The sequence below is a fragment of the Moraxella pluranimalium genome, from assembly GCF_002014825.1.
Taxonomy (GTDB): Bacteria; Pseudomonadota; Gammaproteobacteria; order Pseudomonadales; family Moraxellaceae; genus Moraxella; species Moraxella pluranimalium.
The window spans coordinates 97,387-110,584 of record NZ_MUYU01000006.1 but is presented as its reverse complement, the minus strand read 5'-3'; the positions used below and the strand labels follow the sequence as shown (position 1 = coordinate 110,584).

Annotated in this window: 12 protein-coding genes and 4 tRNA genes; 10 read left to right on the top strand and 6 right to left on the bottom strand. The window is 47.4% G+C overall.

Going from position 1 to position 13,198, the window contains the following annotated elements; all coding sequences use genetic code 11:
* Nucleotides 1-73: 73 nt before the first annotated feature.
* A complete protein-coding gene (locus tag B0680_RS01780) occupies nucleotides 74-610 on the bottom strand; it encodes an enoyl-CoA hydratase/isomerase family protein (protein ID WP_078253338.1) in 537 nt (178 codons plus the stop codon).
* 197 nt (nucleotides 611-807) lie between these two features.
* On the opposite strand from B0680_RS01780, the gene yaaA reads away from it, so the two are divergent.
* Genes yaaA through B0680_RS01765 form a run of 3 tightly spaced genes read left to right on the top strand, consistent with a single transcriptional unit; the run spans nucleotide 808 to nucleotide 3,602 of the window.
* The gene (yaaA, locus tag B0680_RS01775) at nucleotides 808-1,590 is read left to right on the top strand and encodes a peroxide stress protein YaaA (RefSeq protein ID WP_078253337.1); all 783 of its coding nucleotides are present in this window, start codon (nucleotides 808-810) and stop codon (nucleotides 1,588-1,590) included.
* An 18-nt stretch (nucleotides 1,591-1,608) separates the two neighbouring features.
* Nucleotides 1,609-2,709: a thermonuclease family protein gene (locus B0680_RS10900; protein WP_211271244.1), complete on the top strand. Its 1,101-nt coding sequence runs from the start codon at nucleotides 1,609-1,611 to the stop codon at nucleotides 2,707-2,709.
* 29 nt (nucleotides 2,710-2,738) lie between these two features.
* Nucleotides 2,739-3,602 carry a DMT family transporter gene (locus B0680_RS01765; protein ID WP_078253336.1) on the top strand — a complete coding sequence of 288 codons (864 nt, stop codon included), beginning with the start codon at nucleotides 2,739-2,741 and terminating at the stop codon, nucleotides 3,600-3,602.
* 236 nt (nucleotides 3,603-3,838) lie between these two features.
* Here the strand turns inward: B0680_RS01765 and B0680_RS01760 are convergent.
* Together B0680_RS01760 and B0680_RS01755 are read right to left on the bottom strand one after the other, a co-directional pair.
* Nucleotides 3,839-3,923, bottom strand: a tRNA-Leu gene (locus tag B0680_RS01760).
* 173 nt (nucleotides 3,924-4,096) lie between these two features.
* Entirely contained in the window at nucleotides 4,097-5,215 is a 1,119-nt protein-coding gene (locus B0680_RS01755; protein WP_078253335.1) for an Lnb N-terminal periplasmic domain-containing protein, read from the bottom strand.
* Between the two features lie 107 nt (nucleotides 5,216-5,322).
* On the opposite strand from B0680_RS01755, the gene B0680_RS01750 reads away from it, so the two are divergent.
* The 6 genes from B0680_RS01750 to B0680_RS01725 all read left to right on the top strand — a co-directional run bounded on the left by B0680_RS01750 (nucleotide 5,323) and on the right by B0680_RS01725 (nucleotide 8,659).
* Nucleotides 5,323-5,637 (top strand): rhodanese-like domain-containing protein, encoded by a 315-nt coding sequence (locus tag B0680_RS01750; protein ID WP_078253334.1) that lies wholly within the window; start codon nucleotides 5,323-5,325, stop codon nucleotides 5,635-5,637.
* A gap of 281 nt (nucleotides 5,638-5,918) precedes the next feature.
* A tRNA-Pro gene (locus B0680_RS01745) sits at nucleotides 5,919-5,995 on the top strand.
* 60 nt (nucleotides 5,996-6,055) lie between these two features.
* Nucleotides 6,056-6,132, top strand: a tRNA-Arg gene (locus B0680_RS01740).
* Nucleotides 6,133-6,155: 23 nt separating this feature from the next.
* Nucleotides 6,156-6,231 (top strand) — tRNA-His (locus B0680_RS01735).
* Nucleotides 6,232-6,418: 187 nt separating this feature from the next.
* Entirely contained in the window at nucleotides 6,419-7,207 is a 789-nt protein-coding gene (locus B0680_RS01730; protein WP_078253333.1) for a thiazole synthase, read from the top strand.
* Nucleotides 7,208-7,288: 81 nt separating this feature from the next.
* Nucleotides 7,289-8,659, top strand: a complete 1,371-nt coding sequence (locus tag B0680_RS01725; RefSeq protein WP_078253332.1) for a wax ester/triacylglycerol synthase family O-acyltransferase — start codon at nucleotides 7,289-7,291, stop codon at nucleotides 8,657-8,659.
* Nucleotides 8,660-8,837: 178 nt separating this feature from the next.
* On the opposite strand, the gene B0680_RS10860 is transcribed toward B0680_RS01725, so the two are convergent.
* The 3 genes from B0680_RS10860 to dxs form a co-directional block, all read right to left on the bottom strand.
* A complete protein-coding gene (locus B0680_RS10860; RefSeq protein WP_169835324.1) occupies nucleotides 8,838-8,975 on the bottom strand; it encodes a hypothetical protein in 138 nt (45 codons plus the stop codon).
* 294 nt (nucleotides 8,976-9,269) lie between these two features.
* A complete protein-coding gene (locus B0680_RS01720) occupies nucleotides 9,270-10,103 on the bottom strand; it encodes an inositol monophosphatase family protein (RefSeq protein WP_078253331.1) in 834 nt (277 codons plus the stop codon).
* An 85-nt stretch (nucleotides 10,104-10,188) separates the two neighbouring features.
* Complete coding sequence (gene dxs / locus B0680_RS01715) at nucleotides 10,189-12,288, bottom strand: 1-deoxy-D-xylulose-5-phosphate synthase (RefSeq protein ID WP_078253330.1); 2,100 nt, start codon at nucleotides 12,286-12,288, stop codon at nucleotides 10,189-10,191.
* Between the two features lie 292 nt (nucleotides 12,289-12,580).
* Here dxs and ribA point away from each other — a divergent pair, with 292 nt between their 5' ends.
* The gene (gene ribA / locus B0680_RS01710; protein WP_078253543.1) at nucleotides 12,581-13,189 is read left to right on the top strand and encodes a GTP cyclohydrolase II; all 609 of its coding nucleotides are present in this window, start codon (nucleotides 12,581-12,583) and stop codon (nucleotides 13,187-13,189) included.
* The last annotated feature ends 9 nt before the right edge of the window (nucleotides 13,190-13,198 follow it).

Sequence of the window (13,198 nt, the reverse complement as noted above, 5' to 3'; positions counted from 1 at the left end):
GTATTGGCAATTTGACCTCCCATTAAATTGCTTAAAGAAGATGAGTTGTTCAGCAGCTTAGAATAAATAGGGTTTACCGTAGAGTTAGATTAAAGACTGGGTGAAAAAGGTGACATTTATTTCGGAAGATTTTGAAAAAATCATAAAAGGTGACATTTATTTCGAAAGAGTGACATTTATTTCGGAAATTCACAGCCATCATCGTCGTCTCACTGACGATGCGATGACTGCACGGCGTGGCAAGCCCCATACCACCGCCCATCACGATACCGCTTGCCCAGACGATGATGGGCTTGGCATAGCTATTAATCTGCTTACATAGCCCATATTCCACCTGAAAGAACTTAAGCGGCTCGGGATTGGGGAAAATCTCACTATTATAAGCATGATACAGCCCACGAATATCACCGCCTGCACAAAACGCCTTTTGCCCTGCACCACGCATCAGCACCGCCACCACCGACGCATCATCCGCCCAAGTGCTGAGTAGCTTGGATGTGGTTTTGACCATGTCATAAGTCTGGGCGTTGAGCGAATTTGGATTATCCAAGATAATCTCGCCGATACGCTGATACTCATTAATCGTGATAAATTGATGGATGATACTCATACGACTTGCCTGCTACTTCCTTGTGATATTTGGTTATTCACTGTTGATAAATTGGTTTTGATAAACCGCCTTGCCCAAAATTGTATAAAACTTCACCCAAAAACTCAATCAATAATCACAGCCCACGCAGTCAGCATTTGCTGGCTAAATTTGTTATAATGATGGATAATTTCTGTTGATTGATTGGAAAATTTACAATGTATTTTTTAATTTCACCTGCAAAAAACCTAGACGAAAAAACCCCCGTGCCACTACCGTTGGCGGACAGCTACACCACGCCTGCACTGATTGATGATGCGACAACGCTCATGCAGACGCTCAAGCACTGCGATGTGCTCGACATCCAAGAGCTGATGGGCGTGTCTGCCAAGATTGCAGAGCTCAATGTCGCACGCAATCAGCGCTGGGCGTATCCATTTGGCGATGATGCCAAGCCTGCGGTGTATTTGTTTGATGGCGATGTCTATACAGGGCTTGATGCTTATGCGCTTGACGCACAAGAAATCAGCTATCTGAACACGCATTTGGGGATTTTGTCAGGTTTGTATGGACTACTTAAGCCACTGGATTTGATGCTACCGTATCGCCTTGAGATGGGGACAAAATTTAAGACACCACAAGCGGACAATCTGTATCAATATTGGGGCGATACCATCACCCATCTGATTAATGAGCGTATCGCCGAGAGTGGCTCGGATGTGCTTGTCAATCTGGCATCTAGCGAATACTATGGCGCTGTCAATCCTAGCAATATCAACGCTCGTATCATCACGCCACGCTTTGAAGATGAAAAAAATGGCAAATTCAAAGTCATCAGCTTTTATGCCAAAAAAGCCCGTGGCATGATGGTGAACTACGCCGCCAAGCACGGCATCACCGACCCCGAAGCACTCAAGGGCTTTGATACCGATGGCTATTATTTTGACTCAGGTGTCAGCGATGATGATAACTGGGTGTTTCGTCGCTTTGAGCAAGCCTAAAGGGATTTGGACAAATTTATGGCAAAGCCCACCAAGCGTCGCACCAAAGCCAAGACACCCAAAAAAAGCACGTCCATCCATCACTTGACCGCATTGCCCCAGTGGCAACGCCTGCTACTGTGGGCGATGGTGCTTGTGATGGTGCTGTGTGCATTTGCCATGATGATGGTTCAGCCCATTGCAGGTGTGCTATGGCTGATTGCCGGTATCTTGCTTGCGCCGCCTGTGATTAGCCGTCTCAGATGGCGAGTTTTAACCCATGTGGCGACTAGCCTTGTGCTGACTGTGCTTGGCTTGATTGTCTCGGTGATTGTCGGTAATCGTGACCACAACCCCACCGCCACGCTAGACACCAGCGCCCAAATCGCAAGCCAAGCGCAAGCAATTGCCACACAGCGTGCCAAACAAGCCGCCGACAGCATCAGTGATGGTATGAGCGACGGCATCTTGCTCGGTGCTGATACAGATGGCAAAGAGAGCAATCAAAGCACCGCCAAGACAGCCAATCAAGATGACAGCTTATCCAACAGCATTCATGATGCCATCAAAGACATCAGCACACCCATCACCGAACCCATCATCAAGCTACAACGCTCGGTGCAAACGCTTAGCGACCAACTTGCCAAGCTTAGCGGTAGCACATCAAGCACCAAGCCATCTGCTGACAGTGCTGATATACAATCAAACCCATCGGACGACACCAATGCCATCACCTGCCGTATCGTCGGTATCTCTGATGGCGATACCGCCACTTGCCTAGATAAACAAAATCAACAGCTCAAAATCCGCTTTGCCCAAATCGACGCCCCCGAAAAAGGACAAGACTTTGGACAAGCTGCCAAAAAACAACTCTCTGAGCTGATTTTTGATAAGCAAGTCGCATTAGCCGTGCATGATAAGGACCGCTACGGACGCACCGTCGCCGAAGTGTTCGTCGATGGCAAAAATGTCAATAAACTGATGGTCGCCACAGGCTATGCATGGGCGTATCGTGCCTATATGACCGACAGCGATTATCTACTGCTTGAGACCCAAGCCAAGAGTCAAGGCATCGGTCTGTGGTCAGCCCCCAACCCCATCTATCCTGAAGACTACCGCAAGGCGAAAAAGACCAACTGACCAACTGACCGCACCATCAGCCATTTATCATGATTTATCTGCTACTTTGTATCATCATCTGGGCAAGCTCATTCATTGTTGGCAAAAGTACTACCAATGAGCTTGACCCTGTGATACTGGTGCAGATTCGGCTTGTGATTGGTGCGCTGATTGTCCTGCCTATATTTTTGCCTGCGTATCGCCGTATCCCAACGGGCAAACAGCCGATGGTATGGCTATTGTCATTTTTGACATTGCCTGTTTGCTTTGTGTTGCAGTTTGTGGGTTTATCGATGACTTCGGCATCGAGTGCGATTGCTATTTTGGGGCTCAATCCTTTGTTATCCGTGCTTGTGGGGCATTTTTGTTTTGGACTGCGGGCACGCATGATGGATTTTGTGCTAAGTATTGTGGCATTTGTGGGGATTTTTATGATGATTTTTGCCGCCAAAGGCAGTGGACAAATCAGCCTATTAGGGTGTCTGCTGGTGATGCTTGGTTGTCTTAGCTTTATCCTTTGTATGTTTGTCAGCAAATCTATTATCGCACAGATGTCATCGCAGGCTTATACGACGGTCAGCATTGTGTTTGGGGCGATTAGCTGTCTGCCTTTGACCGTGATTTTTGCCAAGCAATGGCAACTACCCACCACCGCAACAGCAATCTCATCAGTACTCTATCTGGGCGTGGCGTGTAGCTATTTGGCAATGGTGTTTTGGAATAAAGGATTGGCAAAATCCAATGCTGTCATCGCAGGATTTTTATTAGCATTAGAGCCTGTGATTGGACTTGTGATGGCGATGATTGCATTTGGCGATAGTCTACCTTGGCTGTCGTGGCTTGGCATTGCATTAGTGATTGGTTCGGCGCTGTGTTCTGTAGGCGTACCAGTGTCAAATTCCACCAAGTCCTAAGCTTAAATCAACGCCATTTATGCACAATTGCACCACGATGCATCACCGATATATCACCCATCGTCAGCACCCAATGCTTAAATTGCTCAACGCCCTGTAATTTAAGGACTTTTTACCCATATCAAGTGATCAATCAAATCGCTTATCTTATCAGTCTTATCGGTATGATTGGCTATATGAGCAAAATTTTTGGCAATAAAAAAAGACCAGCTTTCGCCAGTCTCTTTTTTGGAATTTGGTGGGGTCGGAGAGACTCGAACTCTCACACCTCGCGGCGCTGGAACCTAAATCCAGTGCGTCTACCAATTCCGCCACGACCCCAAGTTTTGATTATCAAGTTATTCGCATCACTGCGTCGTCTTGATGGTGCGTATTATATAGAGTTTTGAAATTTTGGCAAGCATTTTTTTGACAAATTTGTCATAAATAAAAAAATAGTTTATAACTCATTGATTTTACAAGATTTAATATTGATGATTTTTGAGCGTTTTATGTCAATTATCCGCCTTGTCCGCTGTTTGTTTTGTCAATGCTTGACGGCTCAATGTCTGACGATTTGGCAAATTCGCTCGAATCAGTCGTGAAAATTCAGCCGATGACAAAGTTGCCGTTGTCGCCATCTGTTCAGGCGTACTTGATACTTTGGTATTAATCAAGGCAAGCTGCCGCCATTCATCAAAGGGCAAACGATTATCAATCGCACCAAGCTCATACAGATATTCGGGCAATCGCCCTGACAATAGCACTCGATAATCCATCGGTACAGGGTCAATCTGTCGTACGAGTTCAAATAACGCTGTGGTGCAGTTGGCAGTCAGCGTATTGTACCATTCAGGCTCAAGTCTAAGCGCATCCGCCTGCTCAAGCAGTGCCACAAACAGCTGACGGATTTTTTGCTTGGGATAGCGAAGCGGATACAGATACACTCGCTCATCACGGGCATTACTGCGAGTATAAATGATGTCTTTTTCGTCAGCGGCGATGACGGTCATCTCGTACTGTCGCACAAAGCCACCCACTGATGAGAAAGATTCGCCGATTTCTTTGCGAATTTCCACCGAAAAAGTCAGATATTGCCCATCATCAAAGCCAAACGACAATAGCGTATGCGCAATATTATCATTATCCCAAATCGAGATAATCAAATCGAGCGTCGCAAGCTTAGATAAATCATACTGACGAGTCTCCCAGCGTGGCTGATAATTAAATTCGCTCACCCACTCAAAATTACGCACATTATGAATGGTAATCACATCACCTGCTTTGTCATAGCTTAGCTGGCGTGCGACATCATCCTGCCACGCTCTATCATTACTCGGTGTTGATAACAGTAGCCACACACTAATCACACCCAGCCCCACCGCCAGTGCCACTCTTGCATGACGATATCTAGGGTGCAGACTCAGCCCATACGCAGATGCCATCAGCGCTATCGCAGGATAGGTCGCCACGCCAAAGGGCTTATGCACCCACAATACAAGACCGCCCGACGCCGTCCACAGCCCAAATGCACAATGCGTCGCCATACTTGTCAGTCGATGGCGAGTTGATTTGGGCTTGGTGTCAGCTGTCTGATGATAGGATTTTTGTAGGAATTTTGGTAAGCTTGGCATCGCAATCACGCAGTGTTATAAAATCCATTTTTACCATCATATCATATATGCTACACTAAAGCCTTGATTTTTTGATTCTAACCACTTTGACAAGCAAGGAGTTTTTTATGATTCAGACATTAGAGATTAGCCAATTCACCCCAACTGCTGATAAGGTCATTTGGGATGTGCGTGATGCGGACAAATACCGTGAAGGTCATATCGAACACGCTAAGTCTCAGCCACTTGATACGCTCAATCAAGCCCTGCTCGACGCTACCGATGGCGACATCTATGTGCTGTGCGGTGGCGGCACTAAGGCGGTCAAAGCAGTGGAGCTATTAAACGAGCTTGACCCGACACGCACCATCATCCATCTGACAGGCGGTACTCGTGGTGCGGCAGCGTGTGGCATGACCATTGTCGCAGAACCACAAGACTAAATTGGTAACACAAAGCCAAAAATCTTGCAATCTTTATAAAGAGTGAACTCTTAGCTATATTGCCATCATGCGTGTCATGACACATCCATATATCTGTGACAAGCATGATGGCAATATCTCAAGCATTGAGCAATCATCAAATTAACTATATAAAAATCAATAAGTTATAAACTTTATGCAAAATTTTAGAAATTTATTGTTGACACCATAGGCACTTCACTGTATCATACGCACCACAACGACGAGCTACTGAACAAAATGCTCGAAGTTAAAGAAAAATTCGGAGTGTAGCGCAGCTTGGTAGCGCATCTGGTTTGGGACCAGAGGGTCGGGGGTTCGAATCCCTCCACTCCGACCAGTTTTAAAGCCGAACAGGCTTTTTTTGTTGGTAAAGACACCAACATCCTAAGCCACTAGAGCGCCTGTAGCTCAGTTGGATAGAGCATCTGCCTTCTAAGCAGGTGGTCGCAGGTTCGAATCCTGCCAGGCGCGCCATTTGCCTGCTACTTAAAATTATGGCGGCTGTAGCTCAGTTGGTAGAGCCCCGGGTTGTGATCTCGGTTGTCGTGGGTTCGAGTCCCATCAGTCGCCCCATTTATCAAAGCTCATCGATATTCGGTGGGCTTTTTGATTATCCGCTTGCCTATCACTACCCTTTCCCTTTATTCTGACACCCAGCATTTTGCTAAAAACCCTTTACCATCGCATCGACAGCCGTTATACTGTACAATATTTGAGCATAATTTGAGCATATCAGCTGATTTACACACAAGGATTATCCATGAGCGCAGACTTACTCACCATCGGCTCTCGCACCTTTGGCTCTCGCCTGCTGGTCGGCACAGGCAAATATAAAGATTTGACCGAAACCGCTGCCGCCATCGATGCCAGCGGTGCCGAAATCGTCACCGTCGCCATTCGTCGCACCAATATCGGTCAAAACAAAGATGAGCCAAATCTACTTGATGTCATCTCGCCTGAGCGTTATACCATTTTGCCAAATACCGCAGGCTGTTTTGATGCTGATAGTGCGGTGCGTACCTGTATGCTGGCTCGTGAACTGCTTGACGGGCACAATCTGGTCAAGCTAGAAGTACTTGGCGATGACAAAAATCTCTACCCGAATGTCATCGAAACTGTCAAGGCCGCCCAAGTGCTGATTGATGATGGCTTTGAAGTGATGGTCTATACTTCAGATGACCCCATCGTCGCCAAGGAGCTTGAGAGCATGGGCTGTGTCGCCATCATGCCATTGGGCAGTCTGATTGGCTCAGGGCTTGGGCTACTCAACCGCCACACGCTGAGCCTGATCATCGAACAAACCCAAGTGCCTGTACTGGTCGATGCTGGTGTCGGTACGGCATCAGATGCCGCCATTGCGATGGAGCTTGGCTGTGATGGCGTGCTGATGAACACCGCCATTGCCCATGCCAAAAATCCTGTACTGATGGCATCTGCCATGAAACACGCCGTCATCGCAGGTCGTGAAGCTTATCTGGCAGGTCGTATGCCTGCTCGCTATATGGCACAGGCAAGCAGTCCGCAGACGGGGTATTTTTTTACCAAATAACAAAAACTTGCGCCAATACGCTTATCAAAGTGGCGAAATTTTGTTATCATGGCTCAATTTAGCCACAGGTGAGACAAGATTGTGCGTGCCTTAAGCATTGTTGATTTGCTTTTTTTGATTTTGGAAAATGCCAAGCAGCCCATGCACGTGGCAGGTCTTTGTACATTTGAAATCCCAGCCGATGGCGATGACGGCTTTGTCGCCAAGCTGATTAGCGAAATCAACACCGACGCACTGCCGAATTTCCCGTTTAATCAGATGCTGTATCGCCGATTGTTTTGGCGTACTTCAGATGATTTTCAGCTGTATCATCATTGCCATTATCACAAGCTTGAGACGGGCAGCGATGATGAGCTGATGACGCTGATTTCGCACATTCATGAGCGACGACTTGAGCGTACTCGCCCGCTATGGTCGCTACATTTGATTGACAATCTACTGCCCGAGACGCTGGGTGCACCCAAGCGATTTGCCCTATTTTTAAAGGTGCATCACGCACTGACCGATGGTGTCGCTGCCATGCGTCTATTTCAGCGTTCACTTTCCCAAAATCCACAGGATAAGAACATCCTGCCTGTGTGGGCGCACAATCTAAAACGCCAAAAAAATCTTGTGCAAGCACCCAAAACCATCAAGCAAGTCGCCCGTGAACAGCTCGATAGCATCCGCCCTGTATGCCGTGAGATTATGCAAGATTTTGCCAAAAAATACGCACAAGACACGCCGTTTATCAGTAGCTTTGATGCACCAAAATCCATTCTCAATCAGCGCATTGGCACGGCTCGCCGTCTGGGATTTCGCCCGTTTGACAAAGAGCGATTTGTCCTGATTGCCAAAGCCTTCGATGTCAGCACCAATGATGTCATCCTAGCGGTGTGTGCTCATGCACTGCGTCAGTATTTGCTTGGCGAAAATCAGCTACCAAGCCAGCCACTGATTGCTTTTGTGCCGATTTCACTGCGCAAAAATGACAGTGCTTTTGGCAATCAAATCTCATTTGTGCCAACCAATCTTAGCACCCATCAAGATGACGCTCTCACTCGACTGATGGACATTCACCAAAGCATCCAAGATGGCAAAAATCGCTTTAATCGGCTGTCATTTGCTGGTGTGATTAATTATACAGCGCTCAGCTACGGCTGGGCGGGGCTGAACCTTGCCACAGGCGCACTGCCCACCAAGCAAGCCTTTAATCTGATTATCTCCAATGTTCCCGGGGACGACACGCCGCTGTATCTCAATGGCGCACGGCTCACAGGCATCTATCCTGCATCCGTGCTGTTTGACGGTCAGGCGCTCAACATCAGCTTTACCAATTATCAAAATCGCATTGATTTTGGTATCACCGCCTGCCCAAGCGCCCTGCCACATATTGATAAGCTGATTGGGCTGATTGAAGAAGGTTTGCAGGTTTACGAAAATTTATTATCCAAAGACAAGCCAATCAATTAGCCAAATAAGCTTGGCAACTGTCGCAGCACAGGCTTTGCTAGGCCCAATTATCAACAGCATTGCCAAACATCAAATCTACCCAAATCAGCCATACCGCACAAACAAAAAAGCCGCCAAAAGCGACTTTTTTATAAACCCAATTTATGAAACTTGTTAGCTATGCTAAGCTAAATACTGCTTAGGCAGTCATTGCTAGCGGCTTTGGATTGCCTTGTGCCAATTTCTTGAGTACGGCAACAATCATCTCGCTGGTGATTGGCTGTTCTTTACCTTTTGATAGCACATTCATTTCGGTAATATTGGTCGCTGTTGCCATTGTGATTTCCTCATCTTATGGTCGATGGCGCGATGCTTTCGACACTGTATTTATTTGATGGATGTAGTATAACCTAAGTTTACGAATGTACACAACGACTTATTGCGATTTTAACCCGATAAAGTGTAAACACTTGTTTCATTTTTGACACAGTTTGTCATATTTAACGAAAAACAGTTGTTTAACGCCTGTTTAATAATAATGAGTCTTATTAACGCATTGATTTGAGTAATTTTTGGCAAAAAAAGCACCCGATTGCTCGAGTGCTTGATAAGCGTGGCTCAATACGCCAAATCAGCCAACCAGTGCATTTTCCCAGCGTGGGACAACCAGCTGCATCAGCGGCTTAAGTAGCTTCATATTACACGCAAAGACCGAACCTGTAGTCATGGCATTTGGTGCGCCTTTATGATCGACGACGACGCCACGCGCTTCGGTGACAATCAGCTCGCCTGCCGCCACATCCCAAGGCTTGAGTGACATTTCAAAATAGCCATCAAAGCGACCTGCTGCCACATAGCACAAATCCAGTGCCGCCGAACCAAAACGGCGTACTTGACCGCCATTTTCGCAGATGGCTTGTAAGCTAGCAAAATGCTGACGAGCAAAGCTCACACGCTCTTCGCCCACCATGCGCTCGTATGGATGACCAGTGGTGAATAGACCGCCTTCGATGGTTTTGCGTTCGCTCACCTGTAGGCGGCGCTGGTTCATCAATGCGCCACGACCACGACTGGCAGAGAACAGCTCATCACGCACAGGATCATAGACCACGCCATGCTCGGTGACGCCATTTTTTTGGACAGCGATTGAGACACAAAAATGCGGTACGCCATGCACGAAGTTTTGGGTGCCATCAAGCGGATCAATCACCCAGCACCAGTCGGCATCGTTGCCCTTGCCTTCTTGTAGCCCAAATTCTTCGCCCAAATAAGAATGATTTGGGTAGCTTTCTTTGAGCGTGGCGATGGTCAGCTCTTCAGCATAACGATCGATTTGCGTCACCAAACCATCAAGCCCTTTGGACTCAACCGCCAAATCTAGGCGGTGGCGATTTTGATGCGCACGCAAAATTTCATGACCCACTTTTTTGGCAGCGTTTGCCGCCATGACAACCATCGGTTCCATAAATCACCTTTACAAGTAAATGACTAAAGTTAAAAATCAAAGTTAAATAATACATCATCATTCGTCATGATGATGGGCAATTTGTTTATAGCCAATCTGCCAAAGACTGATAAATCCCATCTGTATCCAGACCGCAAGCAGCCAGTTGTTGTTCGTGGCTGGCGTGCTCAATAAAGCGATCAGTAATGCCAAGATTTTTGAGCATCACTTGATAGCCCTGTGCAATCATATATTCATTGACCGCACTGCCTGCACCACCTGCGATTTGGTGCTCTTCGACCGTCGCAAAGTGCGTCACGCCTTCGGCAACGAGCGCATCAATCAGCGCAGTATCCAACGGCTTAACCCAGCGCATATCAACCACAATGACCGCCACGCCCTTATCAGCCAAACGCATGGCAGCACGCTTGGCATCGGCTAGGCGTGTCCCAAAGGCAAGCACGGCAAGCTTTTGCGCTTGCTTCGACTCAGCATTATCCGAGCGCCACACGATATTGGCTTGACCAATCTGAATCGGCGTATCTGTCACATCTACCGCACGCCCAATGCCTGCGCCCCGTGGATAGCGTACCGCCGCCGTGCCTTGATACTGATAACACGCATTCAGTAACTGATGGCATTCATGCTCATCACTTGGCGCTGCGATGATGATATTTGGCACACAGCGTAAATACGCCAAATCAAACACACCAGCGTGCGTCGCCCCATCTTCACCCACGAGCCCCGCTCGGTCAATGGCAAAGGTCACATCAAGATTTTGTAGTGCCACATCATGGATCAGCTGATCATAGCCACGCTGCAAAAATGTCGAATAAATCGCCACCACAGGCTTGAGCACACTTGTTGCCATACCTGCCGCCAAAGTCACAGCGTGCTGTTCAGCAATCGCCACATCAAAAAACCGCTCGGGGAATGCTTTGGCATACTCAACCATGCCCGAGCCTTCTGCCATCGCAGGAGTGATGGCGACAAGCTTATCATCGGCCTTGGCGGTGTGCATGAGCCATTCGCCAAAGATTTGTGAATATTTTTTGGCAGGTGGTGTGCTTGGCTTGTTTGGCTTGCTTGCATGAGCGACATCAGTTGTTTTTGGTAATTTACCAATGGCGTGATAACCAATCGGATCAGCTTCAGCCGGCAAAAAGCCCTTGCCCTTGACCGTATGCACATGGACAAGCACCGCGCCTTTGAGCTTGCTTGCTCGCTCAAGCACGCTGACAAGCTTTGGCAAATCATGCCCATCAAACGGCCCAAGATAAGTAAAGCCAATCGCCTTAAACAGGTTATCTGCAAATAACTTATCGCCAATTTTCTCAGCAATCTTATCAGGCAGTGGCGATGATGGCGTACCGCTAAACAGTCCGCTGATTTTCTCACCAATCTTGCTTGGCAGACGGCTTGAGACATCTTCGAACGCCTCATTTGCCATGTGTAGATAATGGCGAATACGGCGGTCATCGGATGAAATATCACGCTTGACCATCAAAATATTGCCATGCTTATCAATATCCATCGCAAGTCCACGCTGCCATAGGCGTGCCAAATGGCGTGAAAATCCGCCAATCGCCGCCGAGATGGACATGTCATTATCATTGAGCACAACGAGCAAATCGGCATTTTGTTGCACAGCATCGTTCATCGCTTCAAACGCCATACCGCCTGTCATCGCCCCATCGCCAATCACGGCTGCGACTTTGCGATTTTCGCCAAGCAATCGGGCAGCTAGGCTCATGCCAAGCGCTGCTGAAATCGATGTCGATGAATGACCGACGCCAAAGGTATCGTATTCGCTTTCGTTACGCTCGGGAAATGCCGTCAAGCCATCTTTTGAACGGATGCTTGGTAGGCGCTCACGGCGACCTGTCAGCACCTTGTGGGCATAGGCTTGATGACCGACATCCCACACCAGCTTATCATAAGGGGTATTTAGCACAGTGTGTAGCGCAATCGTCAGCTCAACCACACCAAGATTGGCACCAAAATGCCCACCGCTCACGCCTGTCGAGTACAGTAGATACGCACGCAATTCATCAGCAAGCCCAATCAGCTCATCACTGGATAAGTGCTTTAAATCGGCAGGCGATGCCACCCGATCCAAAATCGGCGTATTAGGACGCACCGTCAAAATCTCATCAAAGACTTGAGCGGCGTACGATTTTTGGTGAGCTGGTGCAAAATCTGACATGACTGGCTAACTTCCAACAAAATAAGTTTATTTCATCATCGAAAATAGTGTGGCATAATAGCATTTTTGATGATGTATGGCGAATGATTTTATCATGAGCGATGCCCAAACTTCATTTGCCATTAAGCGACTATTTTACAAGATAGCCTTTGTTTTTGCTAGAAAAACCCCATTTATTCCTAGAATTTTCATCAAAAATTACTAAATATCGACTTTTGCTGTGTGATTTTTGACAATTATGCCTGATTTTGGGCAAAATCATCACAGCCAATCCCACAACAAGGGGCAAATTTTGTATCAATTTATCACCCAAGCCAAATTGCCAACCATTCATGGCGAATTTGACATTCATGTATTCGAAAACGAAAACGGGCAAGAGCACATCACCCTAAGCGTTGGGCTGCCAAGTGCTGACTCTGCCACCTTACCACTGGTGCGTATTCATTCAGAGTGCTTGACAGGCGATGCTTTTGGTTCGCTCAAATGCGACTGCGGCCCACAGCTCAATGCCGCCATGCAAGCCATCCAAGCGCATGGCTGCGGCGTGATTTTGTACCTACGCCAAGAAGGTCGTGGCATTGGCTTGACCAATAAAATCCGTGCCTACGCCCTACAAGACCAAGGTCATGACACGCTGGACGCCAACCTGCTACTTGGTCTGCCTGCCGATGCACGCACCTATGAGATGTGCCAAGTGATGCTCACGCATTTAGGCGTGACACGACTAGCATTGATGACCAATAACCCCAATAAAGTCAATGACTTGGTGGAACAAGGCTTTGAAGTCGTTGAGCGTCGTCCGCTGATTGTCGGTGTCAATGAGCACAATCAAGACTATCTGGCTACCAAAGGCGTGAAGATGAATCACTTTATCAATGCCGATGATTTGGATACGCATTGATAAAGTAAT

Coding starts and splice junctions, on each gene's coding strand:
- B0680_RS01780 (WP_078253338.1), bottom strand. CDS start 610: ATGAGTATCATCCATCAATTTATCACGATTAATGAGTATCAGCGTATC.
- yaaA (WP_078253337.1), top strand. CDS start 808: ATGTATTTTTTAATTTCACCTGCAAAAAACCTAGACGAAAAAACCCCC.
- B0680_RS10900 (WP_211271244.1), top strand. CDS start 1,609: ATGGCAAAGCCCACCAAGCGTCGCACCAAAGCCAAGACACCCAAAAAA.
- B0680_RS01765 (WP_078253336.1), top strand. CDS start 2,739: ATGATTTATCTGCTACTTTGTATCATCATCTGGGCAAGCTCATTCATT.
- B0680_RS01755 (WP_078253335.1), bottom strand. CDS start 5,215: ATGCCAAGCTTACCAAAATTCCTACAAAAATCCTATCATCAGACAGCT.
- B0680_RS01750 (WP_078253334.1), top strand. CDS start 5,323: ATGATTCAGACATTAGAGATTAGCCAATTCACCCCAACTGCTGATAAG.
- B0680_RS01730 (WP_078253333.1), top strand. CDS start 6,419: ATGAGCGCAGACTTACTCACCATCGGCTCTCGCACCTTTGGCTCTCGC.
- B0680_RS10860 (WP_169835324.1), bottom strand. CDS start 8,975: ATGGCAACAGCGACCAATATTACCGAAATGAATGTGCTATCAAAAGGT.
- B0680_RS01720 (WP_078253331.1), bottom strand. CDS start 10,103: ATGGAACCGATGGTTGTCATGGCGGCAAACGCTGCCAAAAAAGTGGGT.
- dxs (WP_078253330.1), bottom strand. CDS start 12,288: ATGTCAGATTTTGCACCAGCTCACCAAAAATCGTACGCCGCTCAAGTC.